This is a genomic window from Pseudomonas sp. CFBP13509 (assembly GCF_005233485.1).
GTDB classification, from domain to species: domain Bacteria; phylum Pseudomonadota; class Gammaproteobacteria; order Pseudomonadales; family Pseudomonadaceae; genus Aquipseudomonas; species Aquipseudomonas marginalis.
Genome location: NZ_QGAA01000001.1, coordinates 135504 through 160838, shown reverse-complemented (window position 1 = coordinate 160838; position 25335 = coordinate 135504). Strand labels below are relative to the sequence as shown.

Below are 25335 nucleotides of genomic sequence, written 5' to 3'. Positions count from 1 at the left end.
GGATTGGCACAGGGCAAACAGCCAACGGCGCAGGCGCTTGAGTTTCAGTTCCATACCAGCAGCTCCGCAGGGGTGGGGTTGTAGGCGTTGCATGGGTTGTTCAACTGCGGGCAGTTGGAGATCAGCACGATCACATCCATCTCGGCGCGCAGGTCGACGTACTTGCCGGGGGCGGAAATGCCGTCTTCGAAGGTCAGCCCGCCGTCGGCCGTCACCGGCACATTCATGAAGAAATTGATGTTCGGCCCGATGTCGCCTTTGCCCAGGCGGCCGTCATGGGCACAGGCGCGCAGGTAGTTGTCGCGGCAGCTGTGCATGTAGCGTTTTTCCAGGGCGTAGCGCACGGTGTTGCTCTCTTGGGCGCAGGCGCCGCCGAGGGTATCGTGGCGCCCGCAGGTGTCATCGACGATGGTCAGCATCGGCTGGCCGAGGTTGGAATACAGCACGCTGCCGGTGCCCAGGTACACGCTGTTCTGCCGGCGCAACGTGCGCTGCACGTCGTAGCGTTCACGCGGGTTTTTCACGCTGTAGAACAACGTATCGACGGCCTGGTTGCCCTCCAGGTCGAGGATGCGCAGGGTCTGCCCGGCCTTGACCTCCATCAGCCACGGTTCGCCGGCGGGGATGGTTGCGCTGTACACGGCCGCGTCCGGTTGTTTCAGTGCGATAGACATGGCAGCTCCTCAGGCGAACAGGCGGTCGGTGTTGATAAAGCCGCGCTCGTTTTCCGGGCGCGAGGTGCGGCAGTGTTCGGCGACGCTTTTGTCGGCGTTCATCCAGCTCAGTTTCAGCGGTTGCGGCGCGTAGTGCGGGTTCGGGTCCATGGGGTGTTGCAGAGCGGTGAGCACCACCAGGGTGTCCATCGGCGCGTAGAGCTCGATGTAGTCGCCAGCCTTGGAATGGCCCGCTACAAAGTGCAGGCCACCGTCGCCATCCACCGCGACTTTGCTGAACAGGTTGAGGGTCATCAGCAGGTCGGACAGGCCCAGCCCCCACTTGCCCAACTCCACAAGCAGGTTGTCGGTGCCGTTGCGGAAGAAGCCGTTGCGCAGTTCCTGATAGCGGCCCTGGCCGTACTTCTCGGCGACTTCGGCGGCGCACAGCACACCGCCGATGCTGTCGCTCCAGCCGCAGGTGTCGGCGGTGATCGCGGCCAGTACGCGGCCCATGTCCGAGTACAGGCAATGGCCGGTGGTGAGCTTGGCGGTGTGTTGGCATTTGAGGCTGTCGGGCAGGTTCAGGCGCTCGGTTTTTTCGTTGGCGTTGAGCAGAGTCAGGCTGACGTTGGCGCCGCCGCGCAGGTCGGTCAGGCGCAGCAGTTGGCCGCGCTTGAGCACGAACGAGCGGTGGCCGCCGCCGGGCAGCATTTCTTCGGCGAAGGGTGGGAACAGTTGGGTGGAATCGGTCATTTGGACGTGGCTCCAAGTTCGGCGGCGAGCGCCTTGCGGCGTTCGCTGTTCAAAGGGATGTCGTAGGTGATGCGCGCGCCATAGGCGCCGGGGGCGTGGGGATCGACGCGAACCTTGTCGAACACCAGCAGGCGCGTGCCGAGGCTGAAGCCTTCGCTCAGGTCATGGGTGACCATGAACACCGTCAGCCGGGTTTCGCGCCACAGTTCCAGCAGCAGCTGGTGCATGTCTTTGCGAATGCCCGGGTCGAGGGCGCCGAAGGGTTCGTCCAGCAGCAACACGCGGGGTTTCATGATCAGGGCCTGGGCGATGGCCAGGCGTTGTTGCATGCCGCCGGAGAGCTGCGCGGGGTACTTGTCCAGGGCGTGGCCGAGGCCGACCTTGTGCAGCAGCGCGGCAGCCTGTTCGCGGGCGTCCTTCCTGGCTTTACCGAACAGCCGGCCCAGCAGGCGAGAATGTGGCAGTTCCAGGCCGAGGGCGACGTTGTCGAGCACAGTCAGATGTGGGAACACCGAATAGCGCTGGAACACCACGCCACGGCTGGCATCCGGCTCGGCGGCGAGGGCCTGGCCGTCCAGCAGGATCAGGCCCTTGCTCGCGGTTTCCTGGCCCAGCAGCAGGCGCAGGAAGGTCGACTTGCCACACCCGGACGTACCCACCAGCGTGCAAAACTCACCCTCGGCGACGTGCAGGTTGAGGCCTTCGAGCACCACCTGATCGCGATAGCGCTGCCACACATTATTGACGCTGATAAAGCTCATGCCCGCGCTCCTTCGTACCAGGGGAACGCACGCCGGGTCAGGGCCTTGAGGCCCCAGTCCATCAGCCACGCCAGCAGCGTGATCCACACCACGTAAGGCAGGATCACGTCCATCGCCAGGTAGCGTCGTACCAGGAAGATCCGGTAGCCCAAACCGTCGGTGGAGGCGATGGCTTCGGCGGCGATCAAAAACAACCACGCCGAGCCGAGCATCAGCCGCAGCGAGATCAACAGGCGCGGCAGCAATTGCGGCAATACCACACGCAGCATCAGGGTCCAGGTGGAGGCGCCGAGGGTCTGCGCCTTCACCAGCAGCTCGAGCGGAATTTCCCGCGCGCGCTGTTCCAGGTCCCGGGCCAGGCAGGGGGTGACGCCGATGACGATCAGCATCACCTTGGACAATTCCCCCAGCCCGAACACGATGAACAGAATCGGCAGGATCGCCAGCGGCGGCACCATCGACAGCACCGTCAGCAACGGTGACAACGGCGCGCCAAACAGCGGCAGCGTGCCGGCGGCGATCCCCAGGCACAGGCCGGCGAGGGCGCTGATCCCCAGACCGATGGCGAGGCGCCGCAGGCTGGCAGCGCTGTCCTGCCACAGCACGTATTCGCCGGTGCGGGTGTCGGCGTTGAAGGCCAGGCGCTTTACCGCGTCAAGCATTTGCCCGGCACCGGGCAGCAGCTTGTCGTTGGGGTTGTCCGCCAGGCGCTCGGCCGAGCCCACGAAGTAGGCGAACAGCAGCAGGGCGAACGGCAGCAGCACCAGCAACAGGCGGCTGGAACGGTCCGGGTGACGGTTGATCAGGCGCATGGCCGGGTCCTCTTACAGCTTGCCGTCGGCGGCCATCTGTACGTAGCTGGGGTCGAACTGCAGCTTGAGGTTGGCCTTGTCGCCGCTGGTCACACCGTTGGCGAAGCGCATGCCCACGGCGCTGCTGTCCTTGGCGCCTTCACCCAGCAGGCCGTGTTTAAACGAGAACTCGGCGACTTTGCCCATGGTGGCGGGCAACTGTGGGCTGGTGGCGAAGGCCAGGGCTTCCTGGGGCGTGGCGAACAACTGGGTGGTGTCCAGTTGCGACTGGAAGCCCGCAAGGTCAGTGCCCGAGGCCTTGGCCATATGTTCGAGGGCTGCGGTGCTGGCGGGGCCCTTGGCGTTCATCAGCGCGACCACTTCGAACCAGGCGCCGGTCAGCGCTTTGCCCAGCTTGGGGTTGTCTTTGAGGACCTGGGTGTTGACGACCATCATGTCCATGATTTCGCCGGGTACTTTGCTCGAGTCGAACACTTGGCTCACCCCAGGCTTGGCCTTGATCTCCGAGAGCATCGGGTTCCAGGTGGTGACGGCCTGGACCTGGTCGGTGTTGAAGGCCGCCGCGATGTCGGCATCGGAGGTGTTGACCACCTTCAGGTCTTTTTCCGTCAAGTCCGCCGACTCCAGCGCGCGGGCCAGCAGGTAGTGAGACACCGAGAGTTCCACCAGGTTGACGTTCATGCCCTTGAGGTCGGCCACGGTCTTGCCGGTGCCCTTGATTACCACGCCGTCGTTGCCGTTGGAGAAGTCGCTGACCACCAGCGCGGTGCTGTCCACGCCACCGGCGGCGGGGATGGTCAGGGCGTCCATGTTGGTCATGGTGCAGCCGTCGAACTGGCCGGCGGTGTACTGGTTGATGGATTCGACGTAGTCATTGAGCTGCACCATGTCGATGGTGATGCCGTACTTCTTCGCCCACTTGTCGAGGATGCCTTGGCTGCCGGCGTACTCCCATGGCATCCAGCCGGCGTAGATCGTCCAGCACACGCTGAAGTGGTTTTTCGTGGCGGCTTGGGCCTGGACGCTCAGCACGGCGGCAAAGACGGCGGCGAGCAGGGCGGGTAAACGGATTGAGGGCATGGGGCTTCTCCAGTTGATCAAGGGCGAGCAGGAGCAACGCGGCACCGTGAACGGTGGCTTGTCTCCCGGGCTTTTATCCCGCCGTGTAACCTCAACTGGAGGTCGCCAACTCTCGGACCAGCCACTCGCTTTCGGCGAGCCGGAACCCTAGTCGGCCATTGCAAATTGTGGTGCCGCGAACCTGTTATCAATCCTGCACGCAAGAGACAAAGCGAGAGTCGTGCCAAGTGGCTTCGATGCCCGGCGGTTCAGCCGGGCGAGCGGGAGAGGAGGGTGTAGACGAGGGCGGTGTGCGCCACGCAGGTGCGCCGGCGCACTGTGATGAGGCGCTTACAGCTGGAACTTGCTGACCAGCATAGTGAACGAGGTGGCCAGGCGCGACAGGTCCTGGCTGGAGGCGTTGGTCTGGTGGGCACCGGCGGCGGTCTGGGTCGACAGGTCCTGAATGTTGAGCAGGTTGCGATCCACTTCGCGGGCCACCTGGGCCTGTTCCTCGGACGCCGAGGCGATCACCAGGTTGCGCTCGTTGATACTGGCCACGCTGGCGGTGATGCGCTCCAGCGCCTGGCCGGCGTTTTGCGCCAGGGTCTGGGTGTTGTTGGCCCAGTTCAGGCTCTTGTTCATGGCGGCCACGGCGCCATCGGCGCCTGCCTGCACTTCACCGATCATTTTCTCGATGTCGACCGTGGAGGTCTGGGTGCGATGGGCCAGCGCGCGCACCTCATCGGCCACCACCGCAAAACCGCGACCTTGCTCACCGGCACGGGCGGCTTCGATGGCGGCATTGAGGGCCAGCAGGTTGGTCTGGTCGGCAATGCCGCGGATCACATCAATCACCTTGCCGATTTCGCGCACCTGGTTGGCGAGGTCAGCGACCGATTGGGTCGAATCGTTGATCTCCACCACCATCGATGACATGCCCGACACTGCCTGCTCCACCTGCTGGCGGCCGTCCTCGGCTTCGGCGGTGGCCTGGCGCGACGCCTCGGAGGTCGACACGGCGTTGCTCGCCACTTCGTCGACCGCTGCGGTCATCTGGTTGACGGCGGTGGCCGCTTGCTGGATTTCGTCGTTCTGGCGGGTCAGGCCACGGGTGCTTTCATCGGTGACGGCACTCAGCTCTTCGGCTGCCGACGCGAGCTGGTCGGAGGCATTGGCGATTTCCATCAGCGTGCTTTTCAGGCCGCCCTGCATATCGGACAACGCCATCAGCAGTTGCCCGGCTTCGTCGGTGCGGTCGGTCGTGATGGCTTGGGTCAGGTCACCTTTGGCAATGCGCTGTGCGTTCTCAACCGCTTGTGCGATAGGACGGGTGATCAGGCGCGTGATCAGCACACCGATGATAATCGCAATGATGAAGGCCAGGACAATGCCGCTGATCATCCAGGTCAATGCGCTGCTGCGAAGGTCCTCGGCGGCGAGGGCGCCTTCCTTGATCTGGCGGTTATTGGACTCGATCATCACACGGATCAACTCGCGCGCCTGGCGGAACAGTTCATTGTTGGTGCTGTTGAGCTGGGCGCGGGCCTGCTCGACCTGGCCACTGTCGAGCATCGACATGATGCGTTCGGAGCTGCTGGTGTAAGTTGGCCAGATCTGGTCGAGCTTGTCGCCTGCTGCCCGTTCGTCGTCTTCCAGGGGCGTGGCGCGGTAGGTGGCGTAGGCGCTCTGGCTGCGTTTGAGTTCGTTGGCGATGTCCTGGCGTACACGGTCGCGGTCTTGTTGGGATACGTCGCCGTTGCTCGCATCCATCAAACGGTACAAACCACGGTTGTGGGCGACCAGGCTGTTGAGGGTGGCGGCTGTGGTGCTGACGGACACCAGGTTATTGGAGAACGTCAGTTCCAATGCATTGGCGAGGCGGACCACGCTTTTGATACCCAGCAGGCCGACCCCGAGGGTGACCAGTGCACACAATAGAAATGAAAGCAGCAGTTTGGTTGAGATTTTCATGGCTCGGATCCGGCGAAAGTGGCGAAGGGCGCACGTTAGAGCCTCCCTGGCTTATGCGATGTCATAGTGACATCATCGCAATCGGGAAAGTTTCGAGCCAGAAAAATTTACTGAATCGATAAACCTGGGGGTTGTTAAGTGCTATACCGCAGTGCGTCTGACGGGATGTGGCTGCCCTTGGCATTGATGTATCAAGTTGTTACCAAAACGCACCAGATTCGGTTTTTGATGTCAGATGTTTCGTCATTCAGTGAAAGCTGAATGCCGCCCCCCAGCGTCGCTGGAGGTGCTCTTCCGCGGTCCAGGAGGCCGCCATGTATCGACGACTGCTGCTCAGCGCTTTACTCGGTCTGACCCTTTGCGCTTGTGTGCCCTACTACGATGGAGGCCAGAGCTACTACCGTTCCGAGGTCTACACCTCACCGGCGCCGGCTTATTACTATGGCGGCGGCACGGCGTATCAATATCGCCGTGATTACTACCCGTCGCCGCGTTACTACGCTCCGGCACCGCGTTACTACTCGGCACCGCGTTATTACCAGCCGGCGCCTCGCTATTACCCGTCAGGGCCAAGGGCCGGTTACCGGCCTTACCCGAACCAGGGCTGGGGGGATCGTTGGAACAATGGCGGGCATGGACGCGGTGGTGATCATGACCGTGGAGGTGGCCGTGGCGGTCACCGTTGACCGGCCTGTATGACAAGCGGCGCATGAAGCGCCGCTTTTTTATGGGCGCAAAACCTCAGTAATCGGACAAGTCCGCCAGCGGGTGCCGGCCTTCCCACGCCTTGGTGAAGTGCGCCTGCACCACGGCGTCCGGGACCGTATTGATGTCTGGCCAATGCCAATGGGGCTTCTGGTCCTTGTCGATCAACCGCGCGCGCACCCCCTCGCTGAATTCCGGATGGCGGCAGCAGTTCAGGCTCAGGGTGTATTCCATCTGGAACACCTCGGCCAGGGACAGGTGGCGGGCCCGCTGGATCTGTTCCCACACCAGGTGCGCGGTCAGCGGGCAGCCTTCGCTCAATGTCTTGCCGGCGCGATTGAACAGTGGGTCCGCGTGGTCACGCAGCGGGCTCAAGGCGCGCCAGGCGCTGCGCACATCGCCGACGTCCAGCCATTCGTCGATCTGTGCCCGGCGCGGCAGCCATTGCGCCTCGGGTTGCTGGGCCACGGCTTCCTGGGCCATGGCCTTGAGCAGGCTGTTGAGCTGTATCGCGGTCTGCTCCTGCCAGTTCAGTTGCAGCAAGCCATCGAGCAACTCGTCTTGTTGATCGTCACGCAGGAAACGGTCGGCCAGGCCCAGGTCCAGGGCGTCACGGCCGTTGATATGGGCGCCGGTGAGGCCAAGGAATAAGCCCAGCTTGCCGGGCAGGCGCGACAGGAACCAGCTGGCACCCACGTCCGGGTACAGGCCGATGCTGATCTCGGGCATGGCCAGGCGGCTGCTCGGCGTGACAATCCGTATGGCCGCGCTTTGCAGCAGGCCCATGCCTCCGCCCAGCACGTAACCGTGGCCCCAGCAGATCAGCGGCTTAGGGTAAGTGTGCAAGCGGTAGTCGAGGCGGTATTCCGCGGCAAAAAACTGTGCGGCCAGGGCCGGCACTTCACCCGGCTGCTCGCGGCAGGCCTGGGCCAGGCTGCGCACTTCGCCCCCGGCGCAAAACGCCTTGGGCCCGTTGCCACGCAGCAGCACACAGACGATGGCCGGGTCTTTGGCCCAGGCCTCCAGGCGATCAGTCAGGGCCAGGATCATCGGCAAAGAGAGGGCGTTGAGGGACTTTTCAGCGTTGAGGCTGGCGATGCCGACGCGGGCGCCGCCACTGCCGGTCAGTTCTTCGAAGTGCAGATTCATCGTGACCTCAATCGAGAAGGTGAAGGATCAGTATGATCGCTTCGTGGGAAAGTGCCGGTGGTGTGTCAGATCAATTGACAAGCAGGGCCGGCTTTCCTAGGGTTCGCCTCATTCTTTTCTACAAGACATTTCAACTATGACCGAAGGCGACCGTATCAAACTCGAACCCAGCTGGAAACACGCCCTGCGTGATGAGTTCGATAAGCCCTACATGGGCCAGTTACGCGAGTTCCTGCGCCAGGAACATGCCGCCGGCAAAGAGATCTACCCGCCCGGCCCGCTGATCTTCAATGCGCTTAACTCAACGCCGCTGGACAAGGTCAAGGTGGTGATCCTCGGCCAGGACCCGTACCACGGCCCCGGCCAGGCCCACGGCCTGTGCTTCTCGGTACAACCGGGCGTGCCGGCGCCGCCGTCCCTGGTCAATATCTACAAAGAGCTCAAGCGCGACCTGAACATCGACATCCCCAACCACGGCTGCCTGCAGAGCTGGGCCGACCAGGGCGTATTGCTGCTCAACACCACCATGACCGTGGAACGCGCCAACGCCAATGCCCATGCGGGCAAGGGCTGGCAATTCTTTACCGATCGGATTATCGAAGTGGTCAGCGAACACCAGCCGCATTTGGTGTTCCTGTTGTGGGGCGCCCATGCCCAGGGCAAGCAGAAGCTGGTCGATGCCACCAAGCATTTGGTGCTGACGTCGGTGCATCCGTCGCCGTTGTCGGCGTATCGCGGGTTCCTGGGGTGCGGGCATTTCAGCCGCACCAACAAGTTTCTTGAGCAGAACGGCGAGACGCCGATTGAGTGGCGGTTGCCGCCGCTCTAAGGCCAGGCACATTCAAATGTGGGAGGGACAAGCCCCCCACAGGTTGAACTGTGCCGAAGGTTTAGATTTTTTCCGGCTGACGGTTCCAATGCCGAAACAACGGCTCCGCCAGAAACAGCACAAACAACAAGCGCATCACCTGCATCGCCGTCACCAACGGCACCGACAGTTGCAGGGTCTCGGCCGTAAGGCTCATCTCGGCAATCCCGCCGGGCATCATGCCCAGGGTCAGCGAGCGCAGGTCCAGGTGGGTGAGGGCGCTCAAGCCCACCGCCGCCAACGTTGCCAACGCCATGGTCAAGGCCGTGCCGATCAAGGTGCGGCCCATGAACGACGGTGCTCGACGAAAGAACTGCCGGTTGAAGTGGCAGCCCAACCCGCTGCCGATCAACCACTGGCCGATCTGGCTGCCGCCTTCGGGCAGGCCGATATGCAGGTCCCACACCACGCTGGCCGTCGCACTGACCAGCAAGGGGCCGAACAACCACGGGTTAGGCTGGCGCAAGCGCTGCCAGCCCCAGGCCACCAGTGCACCGAGTGGAAACAGCAGCGCCAGCCACGCCCAACTGACAGGCGCCGGATGAAACTGCGGCGCACCGCCGCCCAACAGATACTTGAAGATCGCCGGCACACACAGCACCACCACCAGCACGCGCAGACTTTGCCCAGCCGCGACACGGCTGAGTACTGCGCCATTGCGCGAGCCGAGGTTGACCATTTCCCCGGAACCGCCCGGCATGCTCGAGAAGAACGCGGTGGCGCGGTCTTCACCACTGCGGCGCATCAACCACACGCCCACCACGCTCGACAGGCTGGTGACCAGCGCCCCGAAGAAAATCAGGCCGAAGTGGCTCATCACCTGTTCGATCACCACCGGGGTGAAGTGCAGGCCGATGCCGATGCCCACCACCCATTGGCCGCATTTGCGCCCGCCGGGAATCTCCGCTAACTGCCAGGGCGTTAGGCAACGCACGAGGATGATCGCCAGTAAGGAGCCGACCATGTACGGCAAAGGCCAGCCAACCAGGCTGGCCAGGTAACCGCCGGCCAGGCCGACCAGCGGTGTTCCCCACCAATGTTTAAAGATGACCTCAGACATCGGCCACGGCACGACGCTGTTGGGCACGTTTACGCCAGATACGCAGCAACGGTACAAACAGCATGATGGCGGTCAGCACCCAGACGCCAAAGGTAATCGGGCTCGACCACAGGATTTCCAGCGCACCGTTGGAGATCGACAGCGCACGGCGCAGGTTTTGTTCCATCAGCCCACCGAGGATAAAGCCCAGCAGCACCGGCGACAGCGGGAAGTCCAGCTTGCGCAGGATGTAGCCGAAGATGCCGATACCGACCATCAAGAACAGGTCGAAGGTGGTGGCGTGCACCGCGTACACACCGATCGCGGTGATGATCGCGATCACCGGCACCAGCGCCCAGTTCGGCACGGCGAGGATGCGCGTGAAGATGCGGATCATCGGGATGTTGAGGATCACCAGCATGATGTTGGCGATAAACAACGAGGCGATCAGGCCCCAGACGATGTCCGGTTGCTGTTGGAACAGCAGCGGGCCGGGGGTGATGTTGTACAGCGACAGGGCGCCGATCATCACGGCGGTGGTGCCCGACCCGGGAACGCCGAGGGTCAGCATCGGTACCAGGGCACCGCAGGCGGACGCGCCGATGGCGGTTTCCGGTGCAGCCAGGCCGCGCATGTCGCCCTGGCCGAATTTGCCGCTGGCACCGGCCAGGCGTTTCTCGGTCATGTAGGCCACCGCCGAGGCCAGGGTCGCGCCCGCGCCGGGCAGCACGCCCATGATGAAACCGAGCAGGCCGCAACGAATGTTCACCACGAACACCGAACCTGCTTCTTTCAGGTTGAACATCATCCGCCCGGTGGCCTTTACCGCTTCCTGGCCACGGTGGGTTTTTTCCAGCAGCAACAGGATCTCGCTGATGGAGAACAAGCCCAGCACCAACACCACAAACTGGATGCCGTCGGTGAGGTGGATGTTATCGCCGGTGAACCGGTACACACCGCTGTTGGCGTCGATGCCCACGGCGGAAAGGAACAGGCCGATCAGCGCCGCCACAAAGGTCTTCAACGGTTTGTCACCGGCCATGCCGCCCAGGCAGACAATCGCGAACACCATCAGCACGAAATATTCCGCCGGGCCGAAGGCAATCGCCCATTTGGCCAGCAGCGGCGCGAACAGCACCATGCCGCAGGTGGCGATAAACGCGCCGATGAACGAACTCCACGCGGACAACGACAGCGCCACACCGGCCAAGCCTTTGCGGGCCATCGGGTAGCCGTCGAGGGTGGTCATCACGGTGGAGGCTTCGCCCGGGATGTTCAGCAGGATCGAGCTGATACGCCCGCCGTATTCGCAGCCCAGGTACACGGCGGCCAGCAGGATCAGCGCCGATTCCGGCGGCAGGCCCAGGGCGAACGCGATGGGGATCAACAGCGCCACGCCGTTGATCGGGCCCAGGCCCGGCAACAGCCCGACCACGGTGCCGATCAAGGTGCCGCACAGGGCGGTCACCAGGTTGTAGGGGGACAGTGCAACGCCGAAGCCCTGGCCCAAATAGCCGAAAGTATCCATATCAGTTCTCCAGAACGTCGAGCAGGCCGAGGGGCAGCGGAACATCCATGGCTTTATCGAACAGCAGATAAAGACCGATGGCCATCAGGCTGACGATCACCACGCTGGGCACCCAGCGGCCGCCATACAGGCGCGCCATGGGGATGCCGATCAGCATGCTGCTGAGGATGAAACCCAGGGGCTCGAAGGTGCCGGCAAACACGATCAACAGCGCCACGCAGATGCTGATCTTGATCAGGGTCTGGCGGTCCAGCGGCGGTTCTTCTTCGGTGTGTTGGGTCGGTTGTGGGCGGATCAGCATATAGATCAGCGCCAGGCTCATCAGCCCGAGCATCAGCAACGGGTAGGCCCGAGGCCCGACCGGTTCGTAGGAAAACGCTGCCTGATACGGCCAGGCCATCAGTGCCAGGCCGGCACAGGCCAGCAACAACACAGCGGCAAAAACGCGTTGTAAGAGCATAGGAAACTCCAAGGCCCCTCTTGTAGGAGCGAGCTTGCTCGCGAAAAACGTCAACGATAACGCGTGCTGTCTGGATGCACGTGGATGTCCTTGGGTTCTTCGCGAGCAAGCTCGCTCCTACAGGGGCATTACACAAAAGAGGGGCGTTTACTGGATCAGGCCGAACTCTTTGGCCAGCACTTTGTAGTCAGCCACCTGTTTCTTCACGTAGGTGTCCAGCTCCGGGCCAGTCATGGCGAACGGGAACAGCTCGCGCTGGTCACGCAGCTTGGCGAACTCGTCGGAGGCCAGCAGTTTATCGAAGGCCTCCTTCCACCAGGCGTAGTCGGCATCGCTGACTTTTGGCCCGAGGTAGAAGCCACGCACCACCGGCCAGACGATGTCGTAGCCTTGCTCTTTGGCGGTCGGAATATTCTTCATTTCCGGCTCGTCCAGGCGCTCCTCGGAGAACACCGCCAGCAGGCGCATGTCACCGCTGAGGATGTGCGGCATGGAGTCGGAGATGTCGGTACTGCCGACCTGGATATGCCCGCCGAGCAGGGCGGTGGCGATTTCACCGCCGCCTTCGAGCGCCACATAGCGCAGCTCGCGCGGGTTGATCCCGGCGGCCTTGGCGATCAGGGCGGTTTGCATCCAGTCCTGGCTGCCGACGGTGCCGCCGGAACCGATCACCACGCTGCCCGGATCTTTCTTCAGGGCTTTAACCAGGTCGTCGAGGGTCTTGTAGGGCGAATCGGCTTTAACGGCGATGGCACCGTAGCTGGTACCCACGGCGGCCAGCCAGCGTACGGCGCTCTCATCGAAGCGTCCGAACTTGCCCTGGGCCAGGTTCAGCAGCGAACCGCTGGACCAGGCCACCAACGTACCGCCGTCCGCAGGACGCTGGGCTACCACGGCGTTGTAGGCCACCGCGCCCACGCCGCCCGGCATGTAGGTCACGCGCATTGGTTTGCTCAGCAGTTTCTCGTTGACCAGCGCGCTTTGCGCCAGTTTGCAGGTCAGGTCAAAACCACCGCCGGGGGAGGCCGGGGCGATGCATTCCGGGCGCTTGGGTTCGTCGGCGGCCAGCAGTTGGCCGGCGAACAGCATGCAGCCGGCGGCGAGGGCCAATTTACGCAATGAAGGGGTCATGGTGATCTCCGTCTTTGTTGTTATGAGTGGCTTACCAGAGCGCAACGCTGTAGCTGACCAGCAGGCGCATTTCATCCGCATCACGGGCTGAATAGTTGGAACGGTAGGTGGCATTGCGCAGGCGCACGGCGACATCCTTGAATGTGCCGCTTTGCACCACGTACTTGATCTCGCTGTTGCGCTCCCATTCCTTGCCGGTGTCGCCGTTCCTGAGCTTGATATTGTCACCCGAGAGGTAACGGCTCATGAAACTCAGGCCGGGAATACCCAGCTTGGCGAAGTCGTAGTCGTAGCGCGCCTGCCAGGAGCGCTCTTCGGCGCCGGCAAAGTCGTTGATCTGCACGAAGTTGACCAGGTACGGGTCGCTGCCATCCACGTACGGAAAGGCACTGTCGCCGGACATATGCTGGTAGCCGGCGCTGAGCTTATGGCCATTGAGGGCATAGCTGAACAGGCCGTTGAGGGAGGTGTTGTCGATCTTGCCGCCACGGGCTGCGCCTGCGTCATCGCTGATCGCCAGGCGCAGGTCGGTGGCGAAGGTGCCGGGGCCCATCGGGCGTGCGGCGACCAGGCCGAGGAAGTGCTGGCGGTACACGTCGTCGAGTTGGGCGAAGTGATAGCTGCCGGTGATCTTGTCGGCGAACTTGTAGTCGACGCCGCCGAAGTTGAAATGCTTGCCGGTGGCACCGCTGAGGAAGCGGCTGTTCTTGTTATTGAGGGCGATGTCTTCGTAGTTGCTGTCGTCGCGGTCCTTGGCTTTGTCGAGACGGCCGCCGGTGAAGACCAGGTTCTTGAATTCCTTGGAGGTGATCAGGCCACCGTTGAAGGTCTGCGGCAGGATACGACCGTCGTTGGGCTTGAGGATCGGCAGCTCGGGCATCAGCGAACCGATCTTCAGCTCGGTAGCGGAAATCTTCACTTTGCCGGTCAGGCCCAGCTTGGAGTACTCGTTGGCGGCGCGGCCATCGTCGTGGGTAGGCAGCAGGCCGGTGCCGGTGCGGTCGGGGCTGGAGTCGAGCTTGACCCCGAGCATGCCCAGCGCATCCACGCCAAAGCCGACGGTGCCGTCTGTGTAGCCCGATTGCAGGTTGAGCATGAAGCCCTGGGCCCACTCGTCGCGCTTGGACTGCTGGGCGCTGGTGCCGTCGCGAAAGTCGCGGTTGAAGTACATGTTGCGGGTTTCCAGGGTCGCGCTGCTGTCTTCGAAGAAGGCAGCCTGGCCAAGCGGCGAAAAGCCGGCAAGGGCAGCGGCACTGGCAAGGGCGGTGTGGGTCAGGCGGGAAATACGAACAGGCGGGCAAGCCTGGGGCTGTGTCGACAGCATCGTGGTGCACTCCGTTATTGTTCTTATTTTGGCGAAAACGCTTCGAGGCGTTTTTCGGGCGCGACCCATCAGGTCGCTCGGCAGGCATGACCTACCGTGGCTGGATGCTAAAGGGCGAAGCTTTCACTAACCTTTCAGCTGTCTTTCAATGTTTTCAGGCTTCACAGGGCAGTCGGCGCCTGTAAACTGCCCGGCAAAGCGTGGCGCCGACCACGTCCGAATAAGGTGGAAATCCATGCGTGTCCTTCTGGTTGAAGACCATCTGCAACTCGCCGAAAGCGTCGCCCAAGCGCTCAAGAGCACAGGTTTGACCGTTGACGTATTGCATGACGGCGTGGCCGCCGATCTGGCCTTGAGCAGCGAGGATTACGCGGTGGCCATCCTCGATGTGGGCCTGCCGCGCATGGACGGTTTCGAGGTACTGGCGCGCTTGCGGGCGCGTGGGAAAAACCTGCCGGTGCTGATGTTGACCGCGCGCAGCGATGTGAAGGACCGCGTGCATGGCCTGAACCTGGGCGCCGATGACTACCTGGCCAAACCGTTCGAACTGACCGAGCTGGAAGCCCGGGTCAAGGCGCTGCTGCGCCGCAGTGTGTTGGGCGGCGAGCGTCAGCAGGCGTGTGGTGTGCTGGTTTATGACCTCGACACCCGTCGTTTCACCGTGGGCGGCGAGTTGATGACGTTGACCTCCCGCGAGCAAGCCGTGCTTGAAGCGCTGATTGCCCGCCCAGGCCGGGTGATGAGCAAGGAGCAACTGGCTTCACAGGTGTTCGGCCTGGACGAAGAGGCCAGCCCCGACGCCATCGAAATCTACGTGCACCGCCTGCGCAAGAAGCTCGATGGCCAACCCATCGCCATCGTGACGTTCCGCGGTCTCGGCTACCTGCTGGAAGCCCGCGATGCATAAGCCCAGCAGTCTGCGCTGGCGCCTGCTGTGGAACCTGGCGCTGCTGCTGGTGCTGTTGATGCTCGCCAGTGGCATGAGCGCCTACTGGAACGGTCGCGAAGCGGCCGACACCGCCTATGACCGCACGTTGCTGGCCTCGGCGCGTACCATTGCCGCCGGCCTGACCCAGGTGGACGGCACCCTCAGCGCCAACGTGCCCTATGTCGCCCTCGACACCTTTGCCTACGACAGCGCCGGGCGCATCTATTACCAGGTCAATGACATTGATCAGAAGCTGATTTCCGGCTACGAAAACCTCCCCGGCCCGCCCCCCGGCACTCCGCGCACCGACGACTACCCGGCGCTGGCGCGCTTCTACAACGCCAAGTACCAGGGCCAGGAAGTGCGGGTGGTCAGCCTGCTCAAGGCGGTCTCCGAACCGAACATGAACGGCATGGCGGAAATCCGCGTGGCCGAAACCGATGAGGCACGGGTGAGCATGGCCCGCAGCCTGATGGCCGACACCTTGCTGCGCCTGGGCATGCTCGCCATCGGTGCCTTGTTGCTGGTGTGGTTTGCCGTCAGCGCCGCATTGCGCCCGCTGGAGCGCCTGCGCACCGCGGTGGAAGAGCGCCAGCCCGACGACTTGCGGCCGTTGCCGTTGGTGGAAGTGCAGCATGAGTTCGGCCCGCTGGTGCGTTCCCTCAACCACTTCACCGAACGCCTGCGCGGCCAGTTCGAGCGTCAGGCGCAGTTTATTGCCGATGCATCCCATGAACTGCGTACCCCGTTGGCGGCGCTCAAGGCACGCCTGGAGCTGGGCCTGCGTGCCGAAGACCCCGCGACCTGGCGCAGTACCCTGGAAACCGCCGCCCAAGGCACCGATCGGTTGACCCACCTGGCCAATCAGTTGCTGTCCCTGGCGCGCATCGAAAACGGTGCCCGGGCGATTGCCGAAGGCGGCGCGCAGTTGCTCGACCTCAGCCAATTGGCCCGTGAGCTGGGCATGGCCATGGCGCCGTTGGCCCATGCGCGTGGCGTGGCACTGGCGCTGGAGGCGGATGAACCGGTGTGGTTGCGTGGCGAGCCGACGCTGCTCAACGAACTGTTGAGCAACCTGGTGGACAACGCCCTGGCGCACACGCCACCGGGCGGCAACGTGATCCTGCGGGTCACGGCGCCGGCGGTACTGGAGGTGGAAGATGATGGCCCAGGTATTCCGCAGGAGGAGCGCGACCGGGTGTTCGAGCGCTTCTACCGCCGTAGCCAGCAAGGCATGGGCTCAGGCCTGGGGTTGGCGATCGTGGGCGAAATCTGTCGTGCGCATCTGGCCCAGATCAGCCTGCATGACGGCGAGCACGCGGGGTTGAAGGTGCGTGTGAGTTTTATCGCCGGTTGATCAATCGAACATGGCGCGCGCTTCATCCAGCTCTGCGCGCAGTTTTTCGCTGTAGGGATCAACCCGCAGTTTTTTCATCGCAGGCACGCTGGAGACGTCCACCTTGGCCAGGGGGTGATCGGTGCCGTGATGGCAATACAGCATGGCAATCTGCACCACGTCGATGTAGTCGAGGCAGGCTGAGTCCCGGTCCAGGTTCAGGTACTGGCCCGGCAGTTTCGCCAGCATTTCCGGGAAGTCCCAACCACTCAGCAACTTGTCGCCCAGCACCGGGTGGATGCTGTCGATCACGTGGTTGAGGCTGACCGGATCTGACAACAGCTCGTAGTGGTCTTCGGCGTAGGTCAGGATCGGCAGCACGCCGATCTGGTGCACCAGGCCTCCCAGCGCTGCCTGGTCCGGCTTGAGCTGGCTGTGGTTGCGGCACAGGGCGTAGCTGACGCCCGCCACTTCCAGGCTGCGGCGCCACACATCGCGCATTTTCTGTTCGACCACTTCGGAACGGGCGTGGAAGATCTGCTCCATCACCAGGCCGATGGCCAGGTTGCTGCTGTAGTTGGTGCCCAGCCGGGTGATGGCGGTGTGCAGGTCGGTGACTTCCTGGGTGGCGCGCAACAGCGGGCTGTTGACCACTTTGATCAGGCGCGCCGACAACGCAGTGTCGCGGCCGATCACTTTACTCAAGTGGCTGATGCTGATTTCCGGGTCTTCAGCGGCCTGACGGATGTTCAGGGCCACTTCCGGCAATGTCGGCAGAACCAGGTCATCGTTGTCGATGGCCTTAACCAACGCCTGTTGGACTTTTTCCGCCAGTTTGTTCATTCATGCTCTCTAGGGTGTTGCAGGAAAATACGGCGACTAACGCTGGATCTCACGATCGCGGTCAAGGGTGTAAGGCAGGTCAAGCAGTTGCAAACCGGGGCCTTCCAGCGTGCCTAGGTGCACATCGCCACTATCGGCAGCTTCGGCTTGCAATACCGCCAGAAGTTCAATCACCTGGTCAGCTTTTGCTGCAATCACCACTTCGCCGATCGAGCTGTTGTGGCTGGGGGAAAACAACGGGGTGCCTGGCTCGGGCATTTCAGCCGCGTTCAGGCTCAAGCGGTACAGGCGACGCTTGAGTTTGCCCAGGTACTGCATGCGCGCGACGATTTCCTGGCCGGTGTAGCAGCCTTTCTTGAAGCTGACGCCGCCCACGGCCTGCAGGTTGAGCATCTGCGGGATGAACAGTTCGCGGGTCTGGGGCATGACCTGGCCGATACCGGCGCGGATCTGGCCCAGTAGCCAGTGATTCAAGTCGGTTTGTGTCAACTGTGCGGCCAATTGGCCGCGCACGCCGTCGGCTTGCTCGGCAGGTACCCAGAGTTCGGCGCGGGCGGGAGACACGCGGACGGCGATCAGGTGTTCGGTACGGGCAACGCTGTCCGTTTCGGTGGGCAGCTCAAGGCCAAGGCCGGTCAGCGCCTGATCGCCATCGATCACACCGAAACGCACCCAGGCGGCGCTTTCGTCGGTGAGCTTGGACTTGGAGAACACTGCATATTTCTTCAGGTCCGCCAGTTGCGGTTCGAGCAGCTCGGTGGCCATGGCCAGGAGTACGCCGTCGCCCTGCAACAGGATGCGGAAGCTCGACTGCATGCGGCCTTTTTGTGTGCAGCGCGCACCGAGGCTGGCCTGGGTGTCGCTCAGGTAATTGAGGTTGCAGGTGAGTTGTCCCTGCAGGAACTTGGCAGCGTCGGAGCCGCGGACGGCGAGAACGCCTTCGTGGGACAGGGGGCAGAAGAAAGCAGAGTCAGCCATGGGTCATCGCAGGTCAAAAAGTCATGGGTGCATCATAGAGGGGCGCCCGGCAAATGGATAGTTTCCGTAGGGGCGACCAAAGCCGACTGTTCCGGTGCCGTCGGGCCTGTATACTTGCGCTCTATTTGAGGAGCGCTCCATGGTCGAAGATGTAGAAATCAATCGTCTCTACTGGCACAGCCGTCGTGGCATGCTTGAGCTTGATGTGTTGCTGGTGCCTTTTACCAAAGAGGTGTATGCGACGCTCAATAAGGAAGATCGCGATCTCTACGTCAGGCTGCTGACTTGCGAAGATCAGGACATGTTCGGCTGGTTCATGGAGCGGGCCGAATCCGAAGATCCTGAACTGCAGCGCATGGTCCGGATGATCCTGGATCGTGTCCAGCCCAAGTAATCGTTTCGAATGCCGCTGGCAGGCCTCACGGCTGCTGCTGGCGGCGTATCTCCTTGCCCAGCTGTTCGCGCTGGGTGCGCTGATGGTCCTCGACTCTCCCTTTGCTGTCCTCGGCGTGCTGGCGTGCCTGGCCCATGCTGCCTGGGTATTGCCGCGTTATGTCCTGCTGACTCACCGTTCGTCGATTCGTGGCCTGCGACGGGATGAAGAGGGCTGGCAATTATTCAGCAGTGAGCGCGGCTGGCATCGCGTGCAGCTGCGGCCCGACAGCCTGGCGTTGCCGCTGATTGTGGTGTTGCGCTATCGCGTACCGGGGGAATGGCGGGTGCGCTCGGTCTGCGTGCCGACGGATTCGCAGGCCGCCGATGTGCACCGGCGCCTGCGGGTTCGCTTGAAGTTCAGCCGCCGTAGGTGGTTGGCACCAGAATAGTGTCGCGGGCCTCGGGCAACATCTGCGGGTAGTCGAGGGTGTAGTGCAGGCCCCGGCTTTCCTTGCGTTCCATGGCTGAACGGATCATCAACTCCGCGACTTGGGCAAGGTTGCGCAGTTCGATCAGGTCACGGCTGACCTTATAGTTGCTGTAGAACTCGACCCTATGAGGCTAAACCCAATGGATACAGGGGTTTCAGCCGATGACCGTCAACCACCGCTCCCCAAGTGGGACAAACCTGTTACAAACTGCGCTCGCCAAGCCGTACCACTATCGCCGGTCTGGTCGCTATTACCTTCGCCTTCGCCCTCAAGGAACCGTTAAGGGCTTCTTCACGCTGTCACTCAGGACTACCGACAAGGCCACCGCAATGACCATCTCCGACGACATCCTCTCGACCCTCAAGGCTTACCACTTGGACAACCCCGAGGCGTCATGGGACGAACTCCGTGAGCGCTTGATTGAGTTCGCTGAGTACAACCTGACGATGGCACACGGTGACAGCTCACTGGTCGCTTACGAGATGATCAACGATGAGCACCACTTGGCGTTGCGTAAGGCATCCGCAAAGCTGCCCCTGAGCATCAATCAGCAACGGGCAGTGAGTAAGGTACTTGAGATCCTTGAGGCCTCACAGGAACGTATGCGGGGGCGTTCAGGGAAGCTGGTCGAGATCGTGAAGGACCTCAATGGTGAACCTTGTGGCACGCCTTTGGCCCTCTCCCTGCCTATATCTGTAAACGCTTCCCCAGGTCTGACCTTCAAGTCCCTTTCTGCGCTGTACATGGAGGAACGCAAGGACAGCATTCAGGTCAGCACCATGCGAGACGTGAAGTCATCGTGTGAGACCATCGGAGCGATTCTTGGGGACTTGGACTTGAAGACGCATACGCGGGAGGACATGAAGGATCTGAGGGAGAAGCTCCTTGTGAGCCGCAAACCGATCACCGTGAAAAAGATTCTGACAAAGCTATCAACAGTGATGGATTGGGCTGTGAATAACGGCTACCTCGATAAGAGTTTCGACAAGGGTCTGAAGCCAACCAAAGGCGCTGACAGTTCCCGTGAGGCGCTCTCTCAGGCTCAGGTAACTGCCTTGATGTCTCACGCTAACTCACTACCAGTGGACGCTTGGCAGCGCTGGGCGTTGTCCCTTGGGGTCATCACTGGGACCCGTATTGAGGAACTCAGGCAGTTGACCAAGGCTGACGTTAAGCAGGTCGGGGGTGTGTGGGTCATCGACATCAATAGGAACGATGGCAAGACGGCCAAGACCAAGAATGCTCTGCGTGTCATACCGCTAACTGACGGTGCCTATGGGTTTGATCTTCAGGCCTTCCGTGAGTTTGTCGATAGCTCCGACTCCCGGCTGTTCAAATTGGGCGCTGGTCAGTTCTCAAACGTGCTTAATGGTGCGCTACGAGATGTCCTAAGCTTGAACGCTGATCGGACCCAGACCTTCCACTCATTGCGTCACTCTCTGGCCGGTGCCTTGAAGGCCGCTGAGGTGCCTGTGGGGACCGCTGAGTCCATCTTGGGGCACGCTTCAGGTTCGATTAGCTATGACCATTATGGGGCTGGGAGTGCCGTTGAGGTGGGGCGCATGGCTGAGGCGTTGAAACGCGCTATGATCACGCTAATATTATCCAAGAAGGTTAATTGATATGAGTATTAACGTATTTGATGTCCATGTTGATGCCCAAATGGGTATAGAGACTGAGTTAAAAGACGTTGAGGTTTCCGTGTCTTATCCAGCCCCTACGATGCAACCATTTGCTGATGGCGGAATGACGCTAATTCGGAGGAATGGGAAGCTGAGTATGAAGACTGGTGAGTTTCCAGGCTGGTACTCAGCTGAGATTATTTGGCTTAAAAATAAAGAAACAGGGGAAGACTCTCGATACGAGGTCAACCGGCACAAGATTACTCCATATGTAGAAGGCGACTGGGTAGTTTTCCCTATCAGCTCGCGCTAACTGATAATCCGCTTCTTGGCGCATCAAATTTAAAACCCTCACAAGAACACGGTGGCCGCAACGGTCGCCAATTTGATCTTGTGAGGGCACCCTATGACTTTGCTTACTCAACCCGGACCACTTCACCGTCACGTTGATTATGAGACGGGGCACATCCTTCACGCCGATCCGACCACGGGCGAGGTCATCACTCAAAGCGAGATGGTCCTGCCCAAGAATCCTGAGGCACAGTATCAAGCCTGGACTGCTGAGCGTAGGGCTGATAATCGCCTCGCGGCGGACCATGGCAATGTCACCCTGTCAAAGGTTGAACCAACTGCTGAAGCTGTCGAGCCAGCCAAGTCAGTCCGTGGCAGACCCAAGACCAGTTTTGCTAATCCAGTAGCTGCCTACATGTACCTTCTCGCGGTGCCTGACCTACTGCCGTGGGTCGATCACATAGTCACGGGGTCGATCATCACCAGTGCCGGGGTTACGAATGGCAAGATCAACGTAAAGGCACGTGCAGTCATCGGTGCGTTGTTCGCCACGGAGATCACGGCGGAGGCCTGCAAGACCGGCGAGATCAGTTTACGGACCGCACAGCGCATCGCCAAGGCTGCCCGACATGCTGCTCATGGGATCGCCTCCTACGTCGAGCGGCACCCTTCAATCAAGGCTGAATTGGACTCGGAGGCTCTATTCCGGGCCCTTCAGACTTAACGCCGGATAATATAAAAGAAACCTTTATGACCCAGCTCTTTAAGGTCTGGGGGTAAAACTCTGAGTTTCTCAATGCGGACTCCCTGGGATGAAGGTGGACCCAGGGTGAAGGGATTTGCAATAGCAAAATAATCCCTACTCACGGAGTGGACTTTAAGATCCCATAAGGAACTCCCTCCCTTTGGGTCTGCCACGGGTCTCGCCATCCGGTACGGACTTCATGATTCCCTAAAGGAATCTAAGCGGTTCGTCAAGTGGATTTAAAAACCCTCACAATAACAGGGACAGCTCGGTTTATTCTGAAATAAATATCAGCAGCCATTCCCTGGTCACGCCCGTCGCTGGGCCAGCCATCAATCCAGTCTTTCTGATAGTGCCTTCCATGCCACGCCGGGTCCCTTTGTCGGGGTCTGGATGCTCGGCTGTGGGTGCGACCTGGAGGGCACTACCAAAAAGGACACGACAACTATGCTAACCAACAACCCAACCGACCTGCTGCCCATCGTTATCGAGGGTCGCACCTTCAAGCCGAACGCCGAGGGCCTGTGGAGTCTAACTGAAATCAACAGGGCACTTCCTGGCCTGACAAAGCCACCAGCTCAATGGCGTGGTCGTGACCGCGACTACTTTGACCACTGTGCAAATCTGCATAGTGAAAATGGCGGCTCTGACCGAGGAACCTACGCGACTGAGCGAGCGACCATTGCTTACGCGATGTCCTGTTCACTGGACTTTTATGTGATGGTCGTAGATGCATTCGTTGCCATGCGTAACAGTGCCGTCCGTGAACTGCGCCAGAAGGATGCCCTCTTGGACGCTAATATGCCCAAGGCTACGACCCTCGACCTGAAGGCCCGTGGCGCTGGTCTCACATGGACTGAGGCTTGCCGTGTGGCGGGCGTACAGCAGCCCCGTTTGGCCCTTGCTGAATTGGTCAAGATGAAGTGGTTCGTCTATCCAGTGGACAGCTTTGGTAGCCCTGAAGGGTCCCCAAGGCCGAAGAAACAGGGCTTTGCGGTCGGTGCTTTCGTGAAGGTCTCGACGGACTTCGGTAACAAGGAGGGATGGCGGGTCAAGCCGCGAGGTCTCGACTGGCTGAATAAGCACGCCGAGGAAGTCAACCTACGGGTAGTCGCGACGAAAGCCCTCAAGGCAAAAGCCAAGCGGCCTAAGGAGGTGACCCGATGAAGGCGTTAACGCCCCCAAATCTGGGGCCGTTGAGTAACCGCCAACGCCACCTACTTTGCCTGACTCTGAAACTAATGCTCGCCGGGCTCCCTGAAGAGGATCGTCGCGCCATCATCGAGCGGAGGCTTCACTACTATCGGGAGGCACGTAAGTGTCAGCGCTACCCGTATCACCAGCGGGAGCAACACCCGTGACCTTTGCTGACCAGCTAAACGCATTCTTCACGTCTCCAGCCAGCCGAACAAAGCTGATCACCCTGCGCACAATCTGGCGTGATTGGCATGTCCGCGAACAGGTCATCACCAACGATGAATATGGAGTGGACTACCAGAAACTTATAGGACACCTGAAGGCGACCAATCCGGTCATGGTCTCATTCGTTGAGTTCATCACTACAACAACCAGCATGAACCTCGATGCAGTCATGCGCGCACCTATGCGCATCCCACTAACCCGCCAACCGATCACTTCCCCGCTTTAACTTATCGCCGTCCGCCATCGGCACCCGGATCACACCCGCCAAGCTACAGACCCGTGATCGCACCAACCAACCCAAACCCAGAAGATATTGATCATGACCTTGAGAGGCCCGTGCGGCTACTCCTTGCCATCTGGTCACGTTGCCTCTATGCGGCAAGGCCATGAATCAATGTCTCGATGTAGGAGACCCAACACCATGCAACTGAATATCCAAAACGTAACCCCTGAAACTGTCGAAGTACAAGGTCAGGTCGTGGCTCGTGCTTACGCTGAAGGCGTGATGCTGGCTACCTTGATTGCCACAGCGGGAACCAATAAGCCCGCCCAGGAAGTCATCGTAAGCCAGTACCTGGACGCTGGTCTGAGCGCTGCTGCCTTCCCTCAAGTCATTCGAGCCATTCAGGTCCGTAAGGCCCGTGAAGCGCAGGAAGCTGAGAGTCGCCAACGCGAGGCTCGTGAGCATGAAGAGCGCGTCAGGTCCTACGAGACCTCCCCTTTGGACGAAGCGCGTCGTCGTGCCAAGCGCCACGCCCGTGAAGACCAATACCGAGCTATGGGTAATGCCATTCGTAGCGCTAATGGTCGTAGCGACTTCTCGTCTGCTAATTGGCTTGAGAACAGCTAAGTCTCGCCGTCACGTCGCCCACCTACCTCTACTTCATTCTATTTCAGGAGACCAATCTCATGTCCAACCCATCCAAATCTACAGATCACCGCGACCAACGCGACCGCTACACCGCGCCGACTTCCTATGAGACTGCCGTGTGGGGCAATGGCGGTAACCTTCAGTTCTCCACCCAGGCATCTATGGGCGCCCAGACTACTGACTCCAGTTTTCTGGCCCAGGTCATCACTCAAGCCATGGACGAATTCTTCAATGGTGGCGAATGGCACGACAACGCTATCGATGCGATCCCCTGTGAGTTCCGCCCTAAGGGCACCGAGCCGACCCCCGTTCAACTGGTCAACATGGTCAATCGCAACGTCGAGTTTGACCCACGCCAGTCGATCTACGATCACTCCAAGATCACTAAAGGTGAGGCCGTAGCGGGCGACTTCATCTTCACTGAGCCGACCAATACCGCTGCGTTCTTTTCGCACCGCTTCACCCTTCTGGATGCCCACGTTGTTGCTGGCTTCACTGGCAACGGCATGGAGCAGATGATGGACAAGATGCTGGCCGACTTCGAGAAGGCATGTGGTTCCACCGTTGTGGACATCCTCATTAAGTCCCCAAGCACCGAAGCCAAGGAGGTCACCATTGCGGGCACCACTCCGCGTGATCGTGCTGAGGACTGGATCGACGCTTTGACCATGAGCATTAACCAGTCTGTAGGTAACTCTCTGAGCGACTTCGTGTTGCTGATGCACATGACCGAGCAGGCAATGCTTGAACGTGCTGCCCAGCGCGCCGGTGTCGAGTCCATTGAGGACCTGTTGGGTTGCCGCACTCAGTTCTACTCTGGGTCTGACCGTGGCGTCTTCATGCTGCCTAAGGGCTTTGCCTCGCTGTCGTTCCGCCACGATCAAGAGGGCGACGTATGGAAGATCCATGCGAGCCGCAACGCGGGCGTACAGGGTTGGGACTTCGAGGTAAGCGGTATCGCTGACGTAATGGCTCAGGCCAAGGTCAGGATCAAGCTGGCGAACCCTGAAGACGCAACTGAGAAACTGCAAGTAGAGGTCGTGGACTTCCCGCTGATCACCCGTGTGGTCGTCAAGCCGTAACACCCGCTGTATCCATGAGGTCCGTGATGGGCCTCGTGGGTTGATCTGAGCGTCTATCTAAATGGTGGACCTTCAGATGAGCCCATGTGAAATGCGTTGCTATGCAAAATGTGCAGGGCAATGCCCCACATT

At 61.0% G+C, this 25335-nt stretch carries 27 protein-coding genes, 1 pseudogene and 1 riboswitch; of the genes and pseudogenes, 13 read left to right on the top strand and 15 right to left on the bottom strand.

Features of this window, described 5'->3' with window-relative positions:
- Positions 1 to 44: 44 nt before the first annotated feature.
- The 6 genes from PspCFBP13509_RS00805 to PspCFBP13509_RS00775 form a co-directional block, all read right to left on the bottom strand.
- Positions 45 to 674, bottom strand: a complete 630-nt coding sequence (locus PspCFBP13509_RS00805; RefSeq protein WP_137211443.1) for an urea amidolyase associated protein UAAP2 — start codon at positions 672 to 674, stop codon at positions 45 to 47.
- A 9-nt stretch (positions 675 to 683) separates the two neighbouring features.
- On the bottom strand, positions 684 to 1409 hold the full coding sequence (locus tag PspCFBP13509_RS00800; protein ID WP_065928226.1) for an urea amidolyase associated protein UAAP1: 726 nt from the start codon (positions 1407 to 1409) through the stop codon (positions 684 to 686).
- A complete protein-coding gene (locus PspCFBP13509_RS00795; protein WP_137211442.1) occupies positions 1406 to 2170 on the bottom strand; it encodes an ABC transporter ATP-binding protein in 765 nt (254 codons plus the stop codon). The genes PspCFBP13509_RS00800 and PspCFBP13509_RS00795 overlap by 4 nt, the downstream gene beginning before the upstream one ends.
- Positions 2167 to 2982 (bottom strand): ABC transporter permease, encoded by an 816-nt coding sequence (locus PspCFBP13509_RS00790; protein ID WP_065928224.1) that lies wholly within the window; start codon positions 2980 to 2982, stop codon positions 2167 to 2169. The genes PspCFBP13509_RS00795 and PspCFBP13509_RS00790 overlap by 4 nt, the downstream gene beginning before the upstream one ends.
- Positions 2983 to 2994: 12 nt before the next feature.
- Positions 2995 to 4062 carry a putative urea ABC transporter substrate-binding protein gene (locus PspCFBP13509_RS00785; RefSeq protein ID WP_065928223.1) on the bottom strand — a complete coding sequence of 356 codons (1068 nt, stop codon included), beginning with the start codon at positions 4060 to 4062 and terminating at the stop codon, positions 2995 to 2997.
- Positions 4063 to 4122: 60 nt separating this feature from the next.
- A riboswitch (guanidine-I (ykkC/yxkD leader) is annotated at positions 4123 to 4224 on the bottom strand.
- 168 nt (positions 4225 to 4392) lie between these two features.
- Entirely contained in the window at positions 4393 to 6015 is a 1623-nt protein-coding gene (locus PspCFBP13509_RS00775; protein ID WP_074844420.1) for a methyl-accepting chemotaxis protein, read from the bottom strand.
- Positions 6016 to 6329: 314 nt separating this feature from the next.
- On the opposite strand from PspCFBP13509_RS00775, the gene PspCFBP13509_RS00770 reads away from it, so the two are divergent.
- Entirely contained in the window at positions 6330 to 6701 is a 372-nt protein-coding gene (locus PspCFBP13509_RS00770; RefSeq protein ID WP_074844425.1) for a hypothetical protein, read from the top strand.
- Positions 6702 to 6756: 55 nt separating this feature from the next.
- Here the strand turns inward: PspCFBP13509_RS00770 and PspCFBP13509_RS00765 are convergent, their stop codons facing one another.
- Positions 6757 to 7869, bottom strand: coding sequence for an enoyl-CoA hydratase/isomerase family protein (locus tag PspCFBP13509_RS00765; protein WP_137211441.1), 1113 nt, complete (start codon positions 7867 to 7869; stop codon positions 6757 to 6759).
- A gap of 136 nt (positions 7870 to 8005) precedes the next feature.
- Between PspCFBP13509_RS00765 and ung the strand changes: the two genes are divergently transcribed.
- Positions 8006 to 8698: a uracil-DNA glycosylase gene (ung, locus tag PspCFBP13509_RS00760; RefSeq protein WP_027604331.1), complete on the top strand. Its 693-nt coding sequence runs from the start codon at positions 8006 to 8008 to the stop codon at positions 8696 to 8698.
- Positions 8699 to 8759: 61 nt separating this feature from the next.
- On the opposite strand, the gene PspCFBP13509_RS00755 is transcribed toward ung, so the two are convergent.
- The 5 genes from PspCFBP13509_RS00755 to PspCFBP13509_RS00735 all read right to left on the bottom strand — a co-directional run bounded on the left by PspCFBP13509_RS00755 (position 8760) and on the right by PspCFBP13509_RS00735 (position 14219).
- Positions 8760 to 9797 carry an AbrB family transcriptional regulator gene (locus tag PspCFBP13509_RS00755; protein ID WP_065928293.1) on the bottom strand — a complete coding sequence of 346 codons (1038 nt, stop codon included), beginning with the start codon at positions 9795 to 9797 and terminating at the stop codon, positions 8760 to 8762.
- On the bottom strand, positions 9790 to 11304 hold the full coding sequence (locus tag PspCFBP13509_RS00750; RefSeq protein ID WP_032888527.1) for a tripartite tricarboxylate transporter permease: 1515 nt from the start codon (positions 11302 to 11304) through the stop codon (positions 9790 to 9792). Before PspCFBP13509_RS00750 ends, PspCFBP13509_RS00755 begins: the two co-directional genes overlap by 8 nt.
- Before the next feature lies 1 nt (position 11305).
- Complete coding sequence (locus tag PspCFBP13509_RS00745) at positions 11306 to 11764, bottom strand: tripartite tricarboxylate transporter TctB family protein (RefSeq protein ID WP_137211440.1); 459 nt, start codon at positions 11762 to 11764, stop codon at positions 11306 to 11308.
- A gap of 147 nt (positions 11765 to 11911) precedes the next feature.
- Positions 11912 to 12895, bottom strand: a complete 984-nt coding sequence (locus PspCFBP13509_RS00740) for a Bug family tripartite tricarboxylate transporter substrate binding protein (protein WP_027604327.1) — start codon at positions 12893 to 12895, stop codon at positions 11912 to 11914.
- 31 nt (positions 12896 to 12926) lie between these two features.
- The gene (locus PspCFBP13509_RS00735) at positions 12927 to 14219 is read right to left on the bottom strand and encodes an OprD family porin (protein ID WP_065947359.1); all 1293 of its coding nucleotides are present in this window, start codon (positions 14217 to 14219) and stop codon (positions 12927 to 12929) included.
- 235 nt (positions 14220 to 14454) lie between these two features.
- Between PspCFBP13509_RS00735 and PspCFBP13509_RS00730 the strand changes: the two genes are divergently transcribed.
- Both PspCFBP13509_RS00730 and PspCFBP13509_RS00725 read left to right on the top strand, forming a co-directional pair.
- Positions 14455 to 15126, top strand: a complete 672-nt coding sequence (locus tag PspCFBP13509_RS00730; protein ID WP_027604325.1) for a response regulator — start codon at positions 14455 to 14457, stop codon at positions 15124 to 15126.
- Complete coding sequence (locus tag PspCFBP13509_RS00725) at positions 15119 to 16504, top strand: sensor histidine kinase (protein WP_065928218.1); 1386 nt, start codon at positions 15119 to 15121, stop codon at positions 16502 to 16504. The genes PspCFBP13509_RS00730 and PspCFBP13509_RS00725 overlap by 8 nt, the downstream gene beginning before the upstream one ends.
- Here PspCFBP13509_RS00725 and PspCFBP13509_RS00720 read toward each other — a convergent pair whose 3' ends face one another.
- Positions 16505 to 17326, bottom strand: a complete 822-nt coding sequence (locus tag PspCFBP13509_RS00720; RefSeq protein ID WP_065928217.1) for an HDOD domain-containing protein — start codon at positions 17324 to 17326, stop codon at positions 16505 to 16507.
- Between the two features lie 36 nt (positions 17327 to 17362).
- Positions 17363 to 18304, bottom strand: coding sequence for a CAF17-like 4Fe-4S cluster assembly/insertion protein YgfZ (ygfZ, locus tag PspCFBP13509_RS00715; RefSeq protein WP_065928216.1), 942 nt, complete (start codon positions 18302 to 18304; stop codon positions 17363 to 17365).
- 139 nt (positions 18305 to 18443) lie between these two features.
- On the opposite strand from ygfZ, the gene PspCFBP13509_RS00710 reads away from it, so the two are divergent.
- Together PspCFBP13509_RS00710 and PspCFBP13509_RS00705 are read left to right on the top strand one after the other, a co-directional pair.
- A complete protein-coding gene (locus PspCFBP13509_RS00710; protein ID WP_027604321.1) occupies positions 18444 to 18698 on the top strand; it encodes an FAD assembly factor SdhE in 255 nt (84 codons plus the stop codon).
- Positions 18682 to 19128 (top strand): protein YgfX, encoded by a 447-nt coding sequence (locus PspCFBP13509_RS00705; RefSeq protein ID WP_065928215.1) that lies wholly within the window; start codon positions 18682 to 18684, stop codon positions 19126 to 19128. The genes PspCFBP13509_RS00710 and PspCFBP13509_RS00705 overlap by 17 nt, the downstream gene beginning before the upstream one ends.
- Here the strand turns inward: PspCFBP13509_RS00705 and PspCFBP13509_RS00700 are convergent.
- Positions 19097 to 19288 (bottom strand): annotated as a pseudogene (locus tag PspCFBP13509_RS00700) (L-aspartate oxidase); the annotation flags it as partial. The gene PspCFBP13509_RS00705 and the pseudogene PspCFBP13509_RS00700 overlap by 32 nt on opposite strands.
- A gap of 43 nt (positions 19289 to 19331) precedes the next feature.
- On the opposite strand from PspCFBP13509_RS00700, the gene PspCFBP13509_RS00695 reads away from it, so the two are divergent.
- The 7 genes from PspCFBP13509_RS00695 (at position 19332) to PspCFBP13509_RS00665 (ending at position 25203) form a co-directional block, all read left to right on the top strand.
- The gene (locus PspCFBP13509_RS00695) at positions 19332 to 20792 is read left to right on the top strand and encodes a tyrosine-type recombinase/integrase (RefSeq protein WP_137211439.1); all 1461 of its coding nucleotides are present in this window, start codon (positions 19332 to 19334) and stop codon (positions 20790 to 20792) included.
- Position 20793: 1 nt separating this feature from the next.
- Positions 20794 to 21105 (top strand): hypothetical protein, encoded by a 312-nt coding sequence (locus tag PspCFBP13509_RS00690; RefSeq protein WP_137211438.1) that lies wholly within the window; start codon positions 20794 to 20796, stop codon positions 21103 to 21105.
- Positions 21106 to 21198: 93 nt separating this feature from the next.
- Entirely contained in the window at positions 21199 to 21807 is a 609-nt protein-coding gene (locus tag PspCFBP13509_RS00685) for a hypothetical protein (protein ID WP_137211437.1), read from the top strand.
- A gap of 468 nt (positions 21808 to 22275) precedes the next feature.
- A complete protein-coding gene (locus PspCFBP13509_RS00680; protein ID WP_056857376.1) occupies positions 22276 to 22995 on the top strand; it encodes a hypothetical protein in 720 nt (239 codons plus the stop codon).
- A gap of 190 nt (positions 22996 to 23185) precedes the next feature.
- On the top strand, positions 23186 to 23476 hold the full coding sequence (locus PspCFBP13509_RS00675) for a hypothetical protein (protein WP_137211436.1): 291 nt from the start codon (positions 23186 to 23188) through the stop codon (positions 23474 to 23476).
- A 195-nt stretch (positions 23477 to 23671) separates the two neighbouring features.
- Positions 23672 to 24100, top strand: coding sequence for a hypothetical protein (locus tag PspCFBP13509_RS00670; protein WP_065947364.1), 429 nt, complete (start codon positions 23672 to 23674; stop codon positions 24098 to 24100).
- 59 nt (positions 24101 to 24159) lie between these two features.
- On the top strand, positions 24160 to 25203 hold the full coding sequence (locus PspCFBP13509_RS00665) for a hypothetical protein (protein WP_137211435.1): 1044 nt from the start codon (positions 24160 to 24162) through the stop codon (positions 25201 to 25203).
- Positions 25204 to 25335: the final 132 nt, after the last annotated feature.